Origin of the sequence: Edwardsiella piscicida (assembly GCF_021733145.1) — a bacterium.
In the GTDB taxonomy this organism is placed as follows: Bacteria; Pseudomonadota; Gammaproteobacteria; order Enterobacterales; family Enterobacteriaceae; genus Edwardsiella; species Edwardsiella piscicida.
This window is the reverse complement of sequence record NZ_CP090968.1, coordinates 2,502,550-2,519,864: the sequence shown is the minus strand read 5'-3', so window position 1 is coordinate 2,519,864 and position 17,315 is coordinate 2,502,550. Positions and strand designations below refer to the sequence as shown.

At 61.8% G+C, this 17,315-nt stretch carries 16 protein-coding genes; 15 read left to right on the top strand and 1 reads right to left on the bottom strand.

From position 1 onward, the window contains the following. Positions 1-8: 8 nt before the first annotated feature. A complete protein-coding gene (locus L1P05_RS11400) occupies positions 9-593 on the top strand; it encodes a carboxymuconolactone decarboxylase family protein (protein WP_012849219.1) in 585 nt (194 codons plus the stop codon). Next, on the top strand, positions 586-1,224 hold the full coding sequence (locus L1P05_RS11395; RefSeq protein ID WP_012849218.1) for a CDP-alcohol phosphatidyltransferase family protein: 639 nt from the start codon (positions 586-588) through the stop codon (positions 1,222-1,224). The genes L1P05_RS11400 and L1P05_RS11395 overlap by 8 nt, the downstream gene beginning before the upstream one ends. A 43-nt stretch (positions 1,225-1,267) precedes the next feature. On the opposite strand, the gene L1P05_RS11390 is transcribed toward L1P05_RS11395, so the two are convergent. Continuing rightward, complete coding sequence (locus tag L1P05_RS11390; RefSeq protein WP_012849217.1) at positions 1,268-2,560, bottom strand: rhodanese-like domain-containing protein; 1,293 nt, start codon at positions 2,558-2,560, stop codon at positions 1,268-1,270. A gap of 143 nt (positions 2,561-2,703) precedes the next feature. On the opposite strand from L1P05_RS11390, the gene L1P05_RS11385 reads away from it, so the two are divergent. The 13 genes from L1P05_RS11385 (at position 2,704) to nuoL (ending at position 17,261) form a co-directional block, all read left to right on the top strand. Next, positions 2,704-3,378 carry a TVP38/TMEM64 family protein gene (locus L1P05_RS11385; RefSeq protein WP_172454862.1) on the top strand — a complete coding sequence of 225 codons (675 nt, stop codon included), beginning with the start codon at positions 2,704-2,706 and terminating at the stop codon, positions 3,376-3,378. A 391-nt stretch (positions 3,379-3,769) separates the two neighbouring features. Beyond that, the gene (locus L1P05_RS11380; protein WP_041692528.1) at positions 3,770-4,678 is read left to right on the top strand and encodes a LysR substrate-binding domain-containing protein; all 909 of its coding nucleotides are present in this window, start codon (positions 3,770-3,772) and stop codon (positions 4,676-4,678) included. Positions 4,679-5,287: 609 nt separating this feature from the next. Then, positions 5,288-5,728 (top strand): NADH-quinone oxidoreductase subunit A, encoded by a 441-nt coding sequence (locus tag L1P05_RS11375; protein ID WP_015461917.1) that lies wholly within the window; start codon positions 5,288-5,290, stop codon positions 5,726-5,728. Positions 5,729-5,791: 63 nt separating this feature from the next. Continuing rightward, complete coding sequence (locus tag L1P05_RS11370; RefSeq protein WP_012849213.1) at positions 5,792-6,466, top strand: NuoB/complex I 20 kDa subunit family protein; 675 nt, start codon at positions 5,792-5,794, stop codon at positions 6,464-6,466. A 99-nt stretch (positions 6,467-6,565) separates the two neighbouring features. Further along, positions 6,566-8,362, top strand: a complete 1,797-nt coding sequence (gene nuoC / locus L1P05_RS11365; RefSeq protein ID WP_012849212.1) for an NADH-quinone oxidoreductase subunit C/D — start codon at positions 6,566-6,568, stop codon at positions 8,360-8,362. A gap of 2 nt (positions 8,363-8,364) precedes the next feature. Further along, entirely contained in the window at positions 8,365-8,865 is a 501-nt protein-coding gene (nuoE, locus tag L1P05_RS11360) for an NADH-quinone oxidoreductase subunit NuoE (protein ID WP_012849211.1), read from the top strand. Beyond that, positions 8,862-10,208 (top strand): NADH-quinone oxidoreductase subunit NuoF, encoded by a 1,347-nt coding sequence (gene nuoF, locus L1P05_RS11355; protein ID WP_012849210.1) that lies wholly within the window; start codon positions 8,862-8,864, stop codon positions 10,206-10,208. Before nuoE ends, nuoF begins: the two co-directional genes overlap by 4 nt. 60 nt (positions 10,209-10,268) lie before the next feature. After that, a complete protein-coding gene (gene nuoG, locus L1P05_RS11350) occupies positions 10,269-13,004 on the top strand; it encodes an NADH-quinone oxidoreductase subunit NuoG (RefSeq protein WP_012849209.1) in 2,736 nt (911 codons plus the stop codon). Further along, complete coding sequence (gene nuoH / locus L1P05_RS11345) at positions 13,001-13,978, top strand: NADH-quinone oxidoreductase subunit NuoH (RefSeq protein WP_012849208.1); 978 nt, start codon at positions 13,001-13,003, stop codon at positions 13,976-13,978. Before nuoG ends, nuoH begins: the two co-directional genes overlap by 4 nt. A gap of 17 nt (positions 13,979-13,995) precedes the next feature. Then, a complete protein-coding gene (gene nuoI, locus L1P05_RS11340) occupies positions 13,996-14,538 on the top strand; it encodes an NADH-quinone oxidoreductase subunit NuoI (protein WP_005288223.1) in 543 nt (180 codons plus the stop codon). Between the two features lie 10 nt (positions 14,539-14,548). Beyond that, positions 14,549-15,121, top strand: a complete 573-nt coding sequence (gene nuoJ, locus L1P05_RS11335; RefSeq protein WP_012849207.1) for an NADH-quinone oxidoreductase subunit J — start codon at positions 14,549-14,551, stop codon at positions 15,119-15,121. Continuing rightward, positions 15,118-15,420 (top strand): NADH-quinone oxidoreductase subunit NuoK, encoded by a 303-nt coding sequence (nuoK, locus tag L1P05_RS11330; protein WP_012849206.1) that lies wholly within the window; start codon positions 15,118-15,120, stop codon positions 15,418-15,420. Before nuoJ ends, nuoK begins: the two co-directional genes overlap by 4 nt. Beyond that, entirely contained in the window at positions 15,417-17,261 is a 1,845-nt protein-coding gene (gene nuoL / locus L1P05_RS11325; protein WP_012849205.1) for an NADH-quinone oxidoreductase subunit L, read from the top strand. The genes nuoK and nuoL overlap by 4 nt, the downstream gene beginning before the upstream one ends. The last annotated feature ends 54 nt before the right edge of the window (positions 17,262-17,315 follow it).

The following is a 17,315-nucleotide window of genomic DNA, read 5'->3' as shown; positions in this document are numbered from 1 at the left end:
GTGAGTCGGTGAAAAAAACAACGCAGCCAGAGTGGGTGGCCCCCCTGCGGCGCCTGCCGCGCAGTCTGGCACCGCTGCTGCATCTGCAGCGGCGCCACTACGGTGAGGTGCTGAATCCTGTCCGCTGGTGGGGACGCTTTCCACGTCTGTTTTGGCTGATGGCGCTGTTCGTCGGCTATCTGGAGCGGCGCCGCTCGACGCTCTCCCCCGGTCTGCGGGCGCTGGTGATGACCCGGGTCTCCCAGCGCTGCGACTGCGCCTTCTGCATCGATGCCAACGGGCTGCGTCTGGCGCAGCGCAGCGGCTCGCTGGATAAGGTGCTGGCGGTCGCGACATGGCAGGAGGCCGACTGCTTTGACGCGGTGGAGCGGGCGGCGCTGGCCTATGCCGATGCCGTCAGCGCGACGCCGCCGCAGGTGTCTGCGGCGCTGAAGGCGGAGCTGCGTCGCCATTTCGACGATCGCGCGCTAACCGAGCTGACGGCGCTGGTGGCGTTTCAAAATCTGTCGGCGCGCTTTAACGCCGCGCTGGATATCCCCGCGCAGGGGCTGTGTACGCCCGCCGCCGGACGTCGGGGAGGCGAGGATGCTTGATCGCTATCTGCACCCACCGCTGAAGCCCGCGCTGGCCCGTCTGGCCGCCGGGCTGGATCGCCGCGGGGTGCGCGCCGATCACCTGACGCTGTTCGGCTTCACCATTGGTGCGCTGGCGGTGCCGCTGCTGATGTGGCAGCAGCACGGCGCGGCGCTGGCGGCCGTGCTGATTAACCGGCTGTGCGATGGGCTGGATGGGGCGCTGGCGCGACGCCAGGGGCTCAGCGACGCCGGGGGGTTCCTGGATATCTCCCTCGACTTTCTGTTTTATGCCCTGCTGCCGCTGGGGTTTGTGCTGGCCGATCCGGCGCAGAATGCGCTGCCCGGTGCCTGGCTGCTGTGCGCCTTTATCGGTACCGGCAGCAGCTTTCTGGCCTTTGCCGCGCTGGCGCAAAAGCACCGTCTACAGGCGCTGGCCTATCCGCATAAATCCTTCTACTACCTGGGGGGGCTGACGGAGGGTACGGAGACCATCCTGCTGTTTATCGCGTTCTGCCTGTGGCCGTCCCTGTTTGCGCCGCTGGCCTGGCTGTTTGGGGCGCTGTGCTGGTTTACCACCCTGACGCGGGTGTGGGGCGGGTATCACACCCTGCGCCGGGTGGCGCAGGATGACGCGGCGCAGCGTGAATAAGGGGCGTCGAGGCCGAGGGGGCTATCCGACGCCCATCCTACGCTCAGCGCCAGCTGCTTTCCGGGCCGCGTTCGCCCCGGGCGACCGGGTTGGCCGGATTGGCTGACCATTCGTACCAACCGCCGTCATAGACGCCGATGCGCGGCCAGCCCATGGCCCGTGCATACATGAAGGCTTCGGCGGCTCGCCAGCCGGTGCCGCAGTAGAAGGCGACCTGCTGATCCGGCGTGATGTGCCAGGTGCGCCACAGGGCGGCGATGTCGTCACCGGCGCGCATGGTGCCGTCGGGGTTATGGAAGTCTTCCATATGGGTGGCGTCGCTGCCGGCGTGGCCCCAGCGGGCGCCGGCGATCTCGCCCTTGGGCTTAATGTAGCTGTAGCCGCTGGTGACGCCAGTGAATTCAGGCCAAGAGCGGATGCTGACCAGCGAGGCATCGCGACGATTCAGCAGGGCGCGCGCCTGGGCGGTGGAGAGCATCAGCTGCGGATCGCCGGGGAAGGGGGCGCCAAAGTCGGCGGCCGGCGTGGGGTCTGCGGGGAGACCGCGCTCGACCGGCAGATCGGCGCGCTGCCAGGTCTGAAAACCGCCGTCCAGCAGGCGTACATCTTTCACCCCGGCGTAGAGCAGGATCTGTGCGACTCGGGCGGCGGCATAGACGTCGCGGCCGTATAAGATCACCGTGGTATCGCTGCGGATGCCCTGCTTGGCCAGCAGCGTCTTCAGCTGGGCGTCGGGGACCTTATTCCACAGCGGCTCGCTCTCCACCGTATTGGTGTCGATGTAGCCAGCGCCGGGAATATGGCTGAGCAGGTACTGTTTTGGCGCGCCCCAAGCCGTCTCAAACACTTTCCACTGACCGGCCGGCGGGTTGGCCACCGCCTGACCCCGCTGCAGATCGTGCAGCCACTGCGGATAAACCAGCTGTTCGTAGTGGGCCAGGCGCTGCAGACGATCGGGCTGGCTTAGGGCATCGCTCAGCGCGTCGACATGGCTGAAGCCCAGCGCCCGGAGGCGGCGGGAGACGGCGTCGATCTGCGCCGGTGCGCCGTACAGCGCCAGGGTTCGCTGGCTGTCCAGACGGTGGTCGCTGAGCCAGGCGCGCAGCTGCGCATCGTCCATCAGCGGCAGCCAGTCGGCGGCAAGGTTAAGCGCGCCGGGCTCGTGCCCGGAGGTGCCTTGGTCTGGCCAGCCGTTATAGTCGGCGCTGGGTCGGGTGTCGATGACGACGCCCTGCCGTGCCTGCAGCGTGTGCAGTGGGATCGCCTGTGCGATGGCGCCGCTGCACAGCGTAACGGCCAGCCACAGGGCGCCGGCCAGCGAAAGAAGTGGTCTCATATACCCTTATCCATCATACAAAAGTGCTTGGGAGTGGGCGATGCTACACCAATCCACGCACGAACGCACAATCGTTGTCGTCCATCAAAGGGGGCGGCGGCGTTTATGCGTAGTCTTGTTCGTTTTATGCAGAGGGCGATGCCGTGTCCAGTCACGTGAAGTATGGGGTTGTGGGGGGCGCCGCGGCGGTGGCGCTGCTGGTGCTGTGCTGGCCAGAGGCGCGTCACGAGGCCGTGCGGATCGGACGGCTGCTCGCCTCTTTGGACGTCGCCGCGCTGCTGGCCTACCTGCGCTCATTCGGCCCTTGGGCGATGCTGGTCTCCTTTTTTCTGATGATCTTTCAGGCGCTGGCGGCGCCGCTGCCCGCGTTTGTCATCACCTTTGCTAATGCGGCGCTGTTCGGCTGGTGGCAGGGGGCGCTGCTCTCGTGGTTCAGCGCTACGGTGGCGGCGGCCCTCTGCTTTTGTCTGGCGCGGATGCTGGGACGGGACACGCTGGCGCGCTGGGTTTCGCCCGACGCGCTGCGGCGCTGCGACGGCTTCTTTTCCCGCTATGGTCGCTATACCGTGCTGGTCTGTCGGCTGCTGCCCTTTGTCTCGTTTGACGCGGTGAGCTACGCCGCCGGGCTGACCTCGATGGGGCTGATGGAGTTTTTAGTCGCGACGGCGCTGGGGCAACTGCCGGCGACGCTGATCTATTCCTATGTCGGCGCGATGCTGAGCGGCGGTATCCAAATGATGCTCAGCGGATTATTGGTATTATTCTCAATAAGCATTATGATTTACGCGATTAAGCGTAAGTCTGCGCCAAATGATTAATTTAAATTAATCTTTGTCGATGATTAAAAACTGAGGGAGTGAATCATTTATATAAGCTTAGCTTAACTATTCGTTATTGGCGAAAGCTTTGTATTATGGACTTTTGCTAATAACAAAAATCATGTTTTATCAACCTGTTGGGAATTCTCGTTGAGAAATATCCCATCGTGCTCTGTAGTATTTTGCAGCAAAAAAGTCTTTGATAGTCTCTATGTTTTCTTTGCCATTTTCAGCCATAATTATTGATAACGTAACGTGATCTTTATCTGTCTTCCGGTGTTTCTTTAGTGTGGTTTATTCAGGACGCAAGCCTGACGAAACAGATGCTTAAAGATTATCTTATGTTGTGAACACCAGGGTAAACTGTTTTTGATTAATAACGAGAAAAGATATGAGCAACGGACCACGTCCCCCCATCAATCTGGATTTGGATTTATTGCGCACCTTTGTAGCCGTGGCAGACGTGAAGACGTTTGCCGCCGCCGCCGCTCGGGTGCAACGCACACAGTCTGCCGTGAGTCAGCAAATGCAGCGTCTGGAGCAGCTGGTGGGAAAAGAGCTGTTTGCCCGCCAGGGACGCAATAAGTATCTGACGGATCACGGCGTGCAGCTATTAAACTATGCCCGCAAAATCCTGCGTTTTAATGACGAGGCCTGCCACTCCCTGATCAACGATCACCTGCAGGGAACGCTGGTGGTGGGGGCGACCGATGACAGCGCCGACAGTATCCTGCCGCAGCTGCTGGGCCGTTTTACCGCGCTGTACCCCAAGCTGGCGATCGACGTTCGCATGCAGCGTAACGCCGATATTCAGCTGATGCTGCTGGATAATGAGGTCGATCTGGCCGTCTCGACGGGGTGTGAGCCATCGCTGCCCAGCACCCTGCTGCGCCGCTCTCCGACGGTGTGGTTTTGCGCCACCGACTATGACTTTACCCCCGGCGTGCCGATAGAGCTGGTGGTGCTGGATGAGCCGAGCGCCTTTCGCAGTCTGGCGACCGCGGCGCTGGATGCCGCCGGTTTGCCCTGGCGTCTGGCCTACGTCGCATCGACGCTGCCGGCCCTGCGGGCGGCACTGAAGGCGGGGCTGGGGATCTCGGCTCGCCCGATCGAGATGATGAGCTCGTCGCTGCGGGTGCTGGGCGAGGCGGACGGCCTGCCGCGTCTGGCGGATACCGAATATAGCCTCTGCCTAGCGCCGCAGTGCCGTAACCCGCTGGCGGTGACGCTGTTCGATGCGCTGCGCGAGGGCGATGACGGTGGCGCCGCGACAGCGGCGGACGAGGGCTGGGTAAAATAGGTGCTTAAGCACCGCGAATATTAATTGATTGAACGATATATCATTCTGTTAAAAAATTAATTTATATTACGAGTTCCGGCGCCAAGCGCCGGTTTCTTTTTCATCGTCCAAATTCCAGATTAAATAAAAATCATTCTCAATAAGTTTTTCCCACGAGCCGACCCGCATTCCGTTTCATCTCTATAAATTACGCTTTTCACTAATATCATCCTACGATTAAACGTGCGCTGGATCATAAAAATGTCGCAGATACCTCATCCTGAGAACAGGAATTGCGTCAATAAATGATATAGTAGAAACTAAACGTTCACGTTTTTTTACATTCCAGCCACGTTTATTTGGGATTTTATACCGGTTGTCTACGTGGAGATGTGGGATAACGCAGGGCGTTTGTTGCTTTGATGTAAACGAATGTTGTATTTCCTTTTGCTAATGTTGACAAAAGGTTATCGATGGAGGTAAAACACACGGGGTTAGGCTGTCTGCGCGCGCATATGCCTATCAACAGCCGTTCCTGTGATGATTTCCTTCCCTTGGGCGCTGTGGTAATTGTCTGCTGGAGCGATTCGGCAACGGACAATACCGCGTTAAATGAGTAAGCATAAGAGTATGTCAACAGCCACTGAAGTTATCGCCCAGCACTGGGCATTCGCCGTTTTTGTTCTCGTCGCGCTCGGTCTGTGTGGGTTTATGTTGCTTGGGGCCTATGCCCTGGGGGGAAAGGCCCGCGCCCGCACCAAGAATATTCCCTACGAATCCGGTATCGATTCGGTTGGCTCGGCCCGCCTGCGTCTCTCCGCTAAATTTTACCTGGTCGCCATGTTTTTCGTTATTTTCGACGTGGAGGCGCTTTATCTTTATGCCTGGTCGGTTTCGGTGCGTGAAAACGGCTGGCTGGGTTTCGCCGAGGCCACGCTGTTTATTCTGATTCTGCTGGCCGGTCTATTTTATCTGGTGCGCATTGGCGCCCTGGACTGGACGCCTGCGCGATCCAAGCGCCGCATTACCCACGAAAGCCCCATCGTCATGACCGACAAACGCCCGCAGTAGCCGACGGATGGTGGCCTGTGACGCCAGGATTTACCCGCTTTATCAAGATATGAGGCAACAAAGATGGATTACACGCTGACGCGCATCGATCCTGACGGTGATAACGACCGTTACCCCCTGCAGAAACAGGAGGTGGTGAGCGATCCTCTGGAGCAGCACGTTCACCGCAGCGTCTACATGGGTAAGCTCGATCACGCCCTGCACGACATGGTCAACTGGGGGCGCAAAAACTCGCTGTGGCCCTATAACTTCGGTCTCTCCTGCTGCTATGTAGAAATGGTGACGTCGTTTACGGCGGTGCATGACGTGGCGCGCTTTGGTGCGGAAGTGTTGCGCGCCTCGCCGCGACAGGCGGATTTTATGGTGGTCGCCGGCACCTGCTTTACCAAGATGGCACCGGTCATCCAGCGCCTGTATGAACAGATGCTGGAGCCGAAATGGGTGATCTCCATGGGCGCCTGCGCCAACTCCGGCGGCATGTACGATATTTACTCCGTCGTACAGGGGGTGGATAAGTTTATTCCGGTGGATGTGTATATCCCCGGCTGTCCGCCGCGTCCGGAGGCGTACATGCAGGCGCTGATGCTGCTGCAGGAGTCGATCGGTCAGGAGCGTCGCCCGCTCTCTTGGGTGGTCGGCGATCAGGGCGTTTACCGCGCCAATATGCAGTCGGAGCGCGAGCGTAAGCGCGCGGAGCGCATCGCGGTGACGAACCTGCGTACGCCCGACGAGATTTAAGCGCCGCGCGGCGGGCCCAGGGGTCCGCCGTTGGAATTTAGCCCGTTTTGCCCCGCGATGCGGCGGCAAGTGTCATTCAATGCGTGGTGATAAAAAATTATGACAGATTCGACGACGCACGATCGCGAGATGCCGGCGTGGCAGACCCACGACCATCTTGACGATCCGGTTATCGGGGAGTTGCGTAACCGCTTTGGCCCGGAGGCATTCAGCGTTCAGCCGACCCGCACCGGAATGCCGGTGGTATGGGTCAAGCGCGAGCAGCTGCTGGAGGTGATGGCGTTCCTGAGACAGCTGCCCAAGCCCTATGTGATGCTGTTTGACCTGCACGGTATGGACGAGCGTCTGCGTACCCACCGCCAGGGACTGCCGGCGGCGGATTTCTCCGTGTTCTACCACCTGATCTCCATCGATCGTAATCGCGATATTATGCTCAAGGTGGCCCTGGCCGAACAGGACCTGCACCTGCCGACGGTGACCCGCCTGTTCCCCAACGCCAACTGGTATGAGCGGGAAACCTTTGACCTGTTTGGCATCACCTTCGACGGCCATCCGCATATGACCCGTCTGCTGATGCCGCGAACCTGGCAGGGGCATCCGCTGCGCAAGGACTACCCGGCGCGCGCCACCGAATTCGATCCCTTCGAGCTGACCAAGCAGAAGCAGGATCTGGAGATGGAGTCGCTCAAGTTCCGCCCGGAAGAGTGGGGGATGCAGCGCGGCACCGCCAACGAAGACTTCATGTTCCTCAACCTGGGGCCGAACCATCCCTCATCCCACGGCGCCTTTCGCATCGTGCTGCAGCTGGACGGGGAAGACATTGTCGACTGCGTGCCGGATATCGGCTACCACCACCGCGGCGCCGAGAAGATGGGCGAGCGCCAGTCCTGGCACAGCTACATTCCCTATACCGACCGCATCGAATACCTGGGCGGCTGCGTCAATGAGATGCCCTATGTGCTGGCGGTAGAGAAGCTGGCCGGGATCGAGGTGCCGGAGCGGGTGAAGGTGATCCGCGTGATGCTCTCCGAGCTGTTCCGCATCAACAGCCACCTGCTGTACATCTCCACCTTTATTCAGGACGTCGGCGCCATGACGCCGGTGTTCTTCGCCTTTACCGACCGTCAGAAGATCTATGACATCGTCGAAGCGGTCACCGGCTTCCGTATGCACCCGGCCTGGTTTCGCATCGGCGGCGTGGCGCACGACCTGCCCAAGGGCTGGGATCGCCTGCTGCGCGAGTTCCTGGAGTGGATGCCCAAGCGTCTGGACTCCTATGTCAAGGCGGCGCTGCACAACACTATTCTGAAAGGGCGCTCCGTCGGCGTGGCCGCCTATGGCGCCAAGGATGCGCTGGCCTGGGGCACCACCGGCGCCGGCCTGCGCGCCACCGGTATCGCCTTCGACGTGCGTAAGTGGCGCCCGTACTCCGGCTATGAAAACTTTGAGTTTGAGGTGCCGACCGCCAGCAACGGCGACTGCTATGACCGTGTGATGCTGAAGGTGGAAGAGATCCGTCAGAGCCTGCGCATTCTGCAGCAGTGCCTGAAGAACATGCCGGAGGGGCCGTTCAAGGCGGATCACCCGCTGACCACGCCGCCGCCGAAAGAGCGTACGCTGCAGCATATCGATACCCTGATCAACCACTTCCTGCAGGTCTCCTGGGGGCCGGTGATGCCGGCCAACGAGTCCTTCCAGATGGTGGAGGCGACCAAGGGGATTAACAGTTACTACCTGACCAGCGACGGCGGCACCATGAGCTATCGCACGCGTATCCGTACACCGAGCTATGCGCACCTGCAGCAGATCCCGTCGGTGATCCGTGGCTGTCTGGTGTCCGACCTGATCGTGTACCTCGGCAGTATTGATTTTGTTATGTCAGATGTGGACCGCTAATCATGACAGAAAACGTATTGGATAAGGATTCGGTTTTTGTACTCAGCGACAGCGCGCGCGCCGAAATTGAGCATGAAATCGAGCACTATGAAGATCCGCGCGCCGCATCCATTGAAGCGCTGAAGATCGTGCAGAAAGAGCACGGCTGGGTGCCGGATGCGGCGATCGGGGCCATCGCCGAGGTGCTGGGGATCCCGGCCGCCGATGTCGAGGGGGTGGCAACCTTTTACAGCCAGATCTTCCGCCAGCCGGTCGGGCGTCACATCGTACGCTACTGCGACAGCGTGGTGTGCCATATCAACGGCTATCAGGGGATCAAGGCGGCGCTGGAGCAGAAGCTGAACATTCAGCCGGGCGAAACCACCTTTGACGGCCGTTTTACCCTGCTGCCGACCTGCTGCCTGGGCAACTGCGACAAGGGGCCGAACATGATGATCGATGACGATCTGCACGATCATCTGACGCCGGAGCGGGCCCTCGAACTGCTGGAGCGCTACAAATGAGAGAGATTATTCGTACCGCTGAATCGCATCCGCTGACCTGGCGCCTGCGCGACGACAAACAGCCGGTGTGGCTGGATGAGTATCGCGCCAAGAACGGCTACCACGCCGCCGAGCGCGCCCTGAAGGGGATGGCGCAGGATGAGGTAGTGACGCTGGTCAAGGACGCTGGGCTGAAAGGGCGCGGCGGGGCCGGCTTCTCCACCGGGCTGAAGTGGAGCCTGATGCCCAAGGACGAAAGCATGAACGTCCGCTACCTGCTGTGCAACGCGGATGAGATGGAGCCGGGCACCTATAAAGACCGTCTGCTGATGGAGCAGCTGCCGCACCTGCTGGTCGAGGGGATGCTGATCGGCGCCTACGCGCTGAAGGCCTACCGCGGCTATATCTTCCTGCGCGGCGAGTATGTGACGGCGGCGGAGAACCTGCGCCGGGCGATCGACGAAGCCCGCGCGGCGGGGCTGCTGGGCAAGAATATTTTTGGCAGCGGTTTCGATTTCGATCTGTTTGTGCACACCGGCGCGGGGCGCTACATCTGCGGCGAAGAGACGGCGCTGATCAACTCGCTGGAGGGGCGCCGCGCCAATCCGCGCGCCAAGCCGCCGTTCCCGGCCAGCGCCGGCGCCTGGGGCAAGCCGACCTGCGTGAATAACGTGGAGACGCTGTGCAACGTGCCGGCGATCGTCGAGCACGGTGCCGCCTGGTACCAGGGGCTGTCCGCCGGGAAGAGTCAGGATGCCGGCACCAAGCTGATGGGCTTCTCCGGGCGGGTGAAAAACCCCGGCCTGTGGGAGCTGCCCTTCGGCACGACGGCGCGCGAAATCTTAGAGGACTACGCCGGCGGTATGCGCGATGGGCTGAAGCTGAAGGCCTGGCAGCCGGGCGGGGCGGGGACTGACTTTTTGACCGAGGCGCACCTGGATCTGCCGATGGACTTCGCCAGCATCGGCAAGGCGGGCAGCCGTCTGGGCACCGCGCTGGCGATGGCGGTCGACCATGAGATCAATATGGTCTCGCTGCTGTGCAATCTGGAGAGCTTCTTCGCCCGCGAGTCCTGCGGCTGGTGTACGCCGTGCCGCGACGGCCTGCCGTGGGGGCTGAAGATCCTGCGGGCGCTGGAGCGCGGCGAGGGGCAGCCGGGGGATATCGAAACCCTTGAGCAGCTGTGTCGTCTGCTGGCGCCGGGCCATACCTTCTGCGCCCACGCCCCCGGGGCGGTGGAGCCGCTGCAGAGCGCGATTAAATACTTCCGCGACGAGTTTGAGGCGGGGATCGCCCGGGAGACGGTCGGTAACGTCAGCCCCATCCGCGGAATTCAGCCCAACTTACTGAAATCACGCTGGTAATTGAATTCCTTCGCCGTTGACGGCGGGGGGATACGGTTTTCTTATTTTGGAAGCATGTCAATGGCAACAATACATGTAGACGGCAAAGAGTATGACGTCGACGGGGCGGAGAACCTGCTACAGGCCTGTCTCTCCCTGGGGCTCGACATACCCTACTTTTGCTGGCATCCGGCGCTGGGCAGCGTCGGCGCCTGCCGCCAGTGTGCGGTTAAGCAGTACCAGAACGCGGAGGATACCCGTGGGCGACTGGTGATGTCCTGTATGACGCCGGCCACCGATGGCACCTATATCTCCATCGATGACGAGGAGGCCAAGCGCTTCCGCGAGAGCGTGGTGGAGTTTTTGATGACCAACCACCCGCACGACTGTCCGGTGTGCGAGGAGGGCGGCAACTGCCACCTGCAGGATATGACCGTGATGACCGGCCACCGCCTGCGCCGCTACCGCTTTACCAAGCGCACCCATGAAAATCAGGATCTGGGGCCGTTTATCTCCCACGAGATGAACCGCTGCATCGCCTGCTACCGCTGCGTGCGCTACTACAAGGATTACGCCGGCGGCACCGATTTCGGTGTCTACGGCGCCCACGATAACGTCTACTTCGGACGCCCGCAGAGCGGCACGCTGGAGAGCGAGTTTTCCGGCAACCTGGTGGAGATCTGCCCGACCGGGGTGTTCACCGACAAGACCCACTCCGAGCGCTACAACCGCAAGTGGGATATGCAGTTTTCCCCCAGCATCTGCCAGCAGTGCAGCGTCGGCTGTAACACCAGTCCCGGCGAGCGCTACGGCGAGCTGCGCCGCATCGAGAACCGCTTCAACGGCACCGTGAACCACTACTTCCTGTGCGATCGCGGCCGCTTCGGCTACGGCTATGTCAACCTTAAGGATCGTCCGCGCCGGCCGCAGCAGCGCCGCGGGACGGACTGGATCGATCTCAACGCCGAGCAGGCGCTGCAGGGCGGGGCCGATATTCTGCGCCGCGCCAGCAAGGTGATCGGCATCGGTTCGCCGCGCGCCAGCGTCGAGAGCAACTTCGCCCTGCGCGAGCTGGTGGGGGCGGAGAACTTCTACAGCGGCATCGACGTGGGCGAGCTGAAGCGCCTGAATCTGATGCTGTCGGTGCTGCGCGATGGCGGCATCTACACGCCGTCCCTGCGCGAGATGGAGCAGTACGATGCGGTGCTGATCCTCGGTGAGGATGTGACTCAGACCGCGGCGCGCATCGCGCTGGCCCTGCGTCAGGCGGTGAAGGGCAAGGCGCAGGCCATGGCCGCCGCTCAGCGGGTGGCCGACTGGCAGATCGCCGCGGTGCAGAACATCGGTCAGCACGCCAAATACCCGCTGTTTATCACTAGTATTGATGAAACCCGTCTGGATGATATCGCCGCATTGAATTACTGCGCGCCGGTGGCTGACCAGGCGCGCTTAGGCTTTGCCGTGGCGCACGCGCTGGATGACCGCGCGCCGGCGGTGGAAGGGCTGTCGGATGCGGTGCGTCGTCAGGTTGATATCATCGCTCAGGCGCTGGCCGGTGCGCGCAAACCCCTGATCGTGACGGGCAGCGGGGCGGGCTATACCCCGATGATCGAGGCGGCGGCCAACGTGGCGCGTGCGCTGAAGCAGCGTGAGCTGGAGGTCGGTATCACCTTCGTGCCGGCAGAGGCCAACAGCATGGGGCTGGCGATGATGGATGCCTCCTCGCTGGATAATGCGCTGGTGCAGCTGGAGCAGGGCTATGCGGATACCGCGATTGTGCTGGAGAACGATCTGTACCGTCATGCGCCGTCGGCGCGCGTCGATGCGGCGCTGGCCAAGGCCAACGGTCTGATCGTCATCGACCATCAGCGCACGGCGATTATGGACCGCGCCGATCTGGTGCTCTCCGCCGCTAGCTTTGCCGAAAGCGACGGCACCCTGGTTAACCAGGAAGGCCGCGCCCAGCGCTTCTTCCAGGTGTTCGATCCGGCGTTTTACGACGATCCGAAGAAGAAGGCCCCGACCATTATGCTGGAGGGCTGGCGCTGGCTGCATGCGCTGCGCGTCAGCGCCGGGCAGCAGGCGCCGGACTGGACTCAGCTCGATCAGGTGATCGCCGACTGCGTGCAGACCTGTCCGCAGTTCGCCGGCATGGTCGACGCGGCGCCAAACGCCGCCTTCCGGGTGCGTGGGCAGAAGCTGGCCCGTGAGCCGCTGCGCTACAGCGGGCGCACCTCGATGCTGGCCAACATCAGCGTCCATGAGCCGCGCCAGCCGCAGGATAAGGACACCGCCTTTGCCTTCTCGATGGAGGGCTACAGCGCGCCGCAGGCCGAGCGTCAGGAGTTTGCCTTTGCCTGGGCGCCGGGCTGGAACTCCCCGCAGGCCTGGAACAAGTTCCAGGATGAGGTCGGTAGCCATCTGCGCTTCGGCGATCCGGGCGTGCGCCTGATCGCGGCCGGTGACGGCGCATTACCCTATTTCACTCAGATCCCGGCGCCGTATCAGGTGCACGGCTGGGTGATCGCCCCTTACTACCATCTGTTTGGCAGCGACGAGCTGACCCAGCGTGCGCCGGTGATTCAGCGTCGCATGCCGCAGGCCTGCGTGCGGGTCTGTCCGGAGGATGCCGCGCGGATGGGCGCGTCGGAGGGGGCGACGATCGAACTGAGCTGCGCCGGCGAGGTGCTGCGTCTGCCGCTGCAGATTAGTCGCCACCTGCAGCCGGGCCAGGTCGGTCTGCCGCTGGGCATGCCGGGGGTCGCGCCGGTGCTGAACGGCGTTAAAGTGGATTACATGCGGGAGGCTGCGGTATGAGCGTAATAACGCCGGATACGGTAGAGATCCTTCTCACCGTGCTGAAGGCTGTGGTGATCCTGCTGGTGGTGGTCACCTGCGGGGCCTTTATGAGCTTCGGTGAACGCCGTTTGCTGGGGCTGTTCCAGAACCGCTACGGGCCAAGCCGGGTAGGGTGGGGCGGCTCGCTGCAGCTGGTGGCGGACATGATCAAGATGTTCTTCAAGGAGGACTGGGTTCCGCCGTTCACCGATCGCCTGATCTTTACCCTGGCGCCGATGATCGCCTTCTGCTCGCTGCTGCTCTCGTTTGCCATCGTGCCGGTGGCGCCGGGCTGGATGGGGGCCGACCTTAACATCGGCATCCTGTTCTTCCTGATGATGGCCGGGCTGGCGGTGTATGCGGTGCTGTTCGCCGGCTGGTCGAGCAACAACAAATACTCCTTGCTCGGAGCGATGCGCGCCTCGGCGCAGACCCTGAGCTACGAGGTGTTCCTGGGCCTGTCGCTGATGGGGGTGGTGGCGCAGGCCGGCTCCTTCAATATGCAGGTGATCGTCGACTCGCAGTCCCATCTGTGGAACATCATTCCGCAGTTCTTCGGCTTCTTGACCTTTATCATCGCCGGCGTCGCGGTGTGTCACCGTCACCCGTTCGACCAGCCGGAGGCCGAGCAGGAGCTGGCCGACGGCTACCATATCGAATACTCCGGGATGAAGTTCGGTCTGTTCTTCGTCGGTGAATACATCGGTATCGTCACCATCTCAGCGCTGATCGTCACCCTGTTCTTCGGCGGCTGGCACGGGCCGTGGCTGCCGCCGTTTATCTGGTTTGCCATCAAGACGGCGTTCTTTATGGTGATGTTTATTCTGGTACGCGCCTCCCTGCCGCGTCCCCGCTATGACCAGGTGATGGCCTTCGGCTGGCGTATTTGCCTGCCGCTGACGCTGATCAACCTGTTGGTCACGGCGGCCGTCATTTTGTATCACGCTCAGTAAAAGGGGTGAGTGTAACCATGACATTGAAAGAGTTAGTGGTTGGTTTCGGCACCCAAGTGCGCAGCCTGTGGATGATAGGCCTGCATGCTTTCGCCAAACGCGAAACCAAAATGTATCCGGAGGAGCCGGTATACCTGCCGCCGCGCTACCGTGGACGTATCGTGCTGACGCGCGATCCGGACGGCGCCGAGCGCTGCGTGGCCTGTAACCTGTGTGCGGTGGCCTGTCCGGTCGGCTGCATCTCGCTGCAGAAGGCGGAGACCGAGGACGGCCGCTGGTATCCGGAGTTTTTCCGCATCAACTTTTCCCGCTGTATTTTCTGCGGCATGTGCGAGGAGGCCTGTCCGACCACCGCCCTGCAGCTAACGCCCGATTTTGAGATGGGGGAGTTCCGTCGTCAGGATCTGGTGTATGAGAAAGAGGATCTGCTGATTTCCGGGCCGGGGAAATACCCCGACTACAACTTTTACCGTATGGCCGGTATGGCGATCGATGGCAAAGCCAAGGGCGAGGCCGAAAACGAAGCCAAACCGATCGACGTCAAAGGTCTGTTGCCCTAAGGAGCCGAGCATGGAATTTGCCTTTTACGCTGCGGCGCTGGTGGCCGTGTTGGCGACGATCCGCGTGATCACCCACACCAACCCGGTGCATGCGCTGCTGTACCTGATCGTCTCGCTGCTGGCGGTGGCGGCGGTGTTCTTCTCCCTCGGCGCCTACTTCGCCGGGGCGCTGGAGATCATCGTCTACGCCGGCGCCATCATGGTGCTGTTCGTCTTCGTGGTGATGATGCTCAACCTGGGTCACTCGGTGGTCGAGCAAGAACGGGCCTGGCTGAAGCCCGGCGTGTGGATCGGCCCGGCGCTGCTGTCGCTGATCCTGCTGGCGGTGGTGCTGTATGCGATTAGCACCCTGCAGGGCGGCGTCATCGATGGCCGCGCCGTGGATGCCAAGGCCGTGGGGATTGCCCTGTTCGGGCCCTATGTGCTGGCGGTGGAGCTGGTCTCGATGCTGCTGTTGGCCGGTCTGGTCGTGGCCTTCCACATTGGCCGCGAACACCATCCGGGCGAGGTACTGAGCAATAAGGCCGCGTCCCAAGGGACGGCGGCGATGGCGGTACGTAATAAAGCGGAGGAGCGCGCATGATCCCGTTACAACATGGGCTGATCTTGGCAGCCATTCTGTTCGCGCTGGGGCTGACCGGCCTGTTAATCCGTCGCAACCTGCTGTTCATGCTGATCAGTCTGGAGATCATGATCAACGCGGCGGCGCTGGCCTTTGTGGTGGCCGGCAGCGTCTGGGGCCAGGCCGACGGGCAGGTGATGTATATCCTGGCCATCAGTCTGGCGGCGGCGGAGGCCTCTATCGGGCTGGCGCTGTTGCTGCAGCTGCATCGCCGCCGCAACACCCTGAATATCGATACTGTCAGTGAGATGCGCGGATGAACCTACTCTATTTAACCATTCTGCTGCCGCTGCTGGGATTTCTGATCCTGGCCTTTTCCCGCGGCCGTCTGTCAGAGAATCACACCGCGATCATCGGGGTCGGCTCCGTCGGCCTGGCGGCGCTGGTCACCCTGTACGTCGGCGCTGACTTTCTGAGTCACAATGCGGCCGGTGCGGCCTATAGCCAGCATCTGTGGAACTGGATGGCGGTCGGTAACTTTACCGTTCCGGTGACCCTCAGCCTGGACGGCCTGTCGCTGACCATGCTGTCGGTGGTGACCGGCGTCGGCTTCCTGATCCACCTGTTCGCCTCATGGTATATGCGCGGGGAGGAGGGCTACTCTCGCTTCTTCGCCTATACCAACCTGTTTATCGCCAGCATGGTGGTACTGGTGCTGGCGGATAACCTGATGCTGATGTACCTCGGCTGGGAAGGGGTGGGGCTGTGCAGCTATCTGCTGATCGGCTTCTACTATACCAATCCGGCCAACGGTGCGGCGGCGATGAAGGCGTTCATCGTGACCCGCGTCGGCGACGTGTTCCTGGCCATCGGGTTGTTTATCCTCTATCACCAGCTGGGTACCCTGAATATCCGCGAGCTGATGGTTCTGGCGCCGCAGCAGCTGGCGGTCGGTTCGCCGGCCATCACCTGGGCGACGCTGATGCTGCTGGGCGGCGCGGTGGGTAAATCGGCCCAGCTGCCGCTGCAGACCTGGCTTGCCGATGCTATGGCGGGCCCGACGCCGGTTTCTGCGCTGATCCACGCCGCGACCATGGTGACCGCCGGGGTGTACCTGATCGCCCGGACCCATGGTCTGTTCGTGATGGCGCCGGAGGTGCTGCACCTGGTGGGGATTATCGGCGCCGTGACGCTGGTGCTGGCCGGCTTTGCCGCGCTGGTGCAGACGGACATCAAGCGGGTGCTGGCCTATTCGACCATGAGCCAGATAGGCTATATGTTCCTGGCGCTAGGGGTACAGGCCTGGGATGCCGCGATTTTCCATCTGATGACCCACGCCTTCTTCAAGGCGCTGCTGTTCCTCTCATCCGGCTCGGTTATTCTGGCCTGCCACCATGAGCAGAACATCTTCAAGATGGGCGGATTGCGTCACAAGCTGCCGCTGACCTACCTGTGCTTCCTGGTGGGCGGGGGTGCGCTGGCGGCGCTGCCGCTGGTCACCGCCGGCTTCTACAGTAAGGATGAGATCCTGTGGGGGGCGCTGGCCTCGGGCCATGTCAACCTGATGATGGCCGGGCTTATCGGCGCTTTCCTGACCTCGCTGTATACCTTCCGAATGATCTTCATCGTGTTCCACGGCGAGGCGCATACCCAGGCCCATGAGGTGAAGGGGCTGAGCCACAACCTGCCGCTGATCGTGCTGATGATCCTCTCCACCTTCGTCGGGGCGCTGATCACCCCGCCGCTGGCCGGGGTGCTGCCCGCCATGCCTCAGGGCGAAGGGGGCAAGGTGACGCTGGAGGTGGTATCGGCCATCGTCGCTATCGCCGGGGTACTGTTGGCGGCGCGCCTCTATCTGGGGCAGCGCAGTCTGGTCAACGGGATCGCCAGCAGTGCGCCGGGGCGTTTCCTCTCCACGTGGTGGTTCCATGCCTGGGGATTCGACTGGCTGTACCGGCAGATCTTTATTAAGCCATTTAAGGCCATCGCCTGGCTGCTGCAGCGCGATCCGCTCGATCGTATGATGAACCTGTTTGCGCTGGTGGCCCGCTTGGGCAACCGCGCGCTGGCCATCAGCGAAAACGGGCAGCTGCGCTGGTATGCGGCGTCGATGGGTGTAGGGGCAGTGGTCGTTCTGGCGCTGTTGTTATTGGTTAAGTGAATCTCGTTAAAGCGGGTGAGGGGACGGCCCCCGTCCCCTCCGTTTGAATGTATT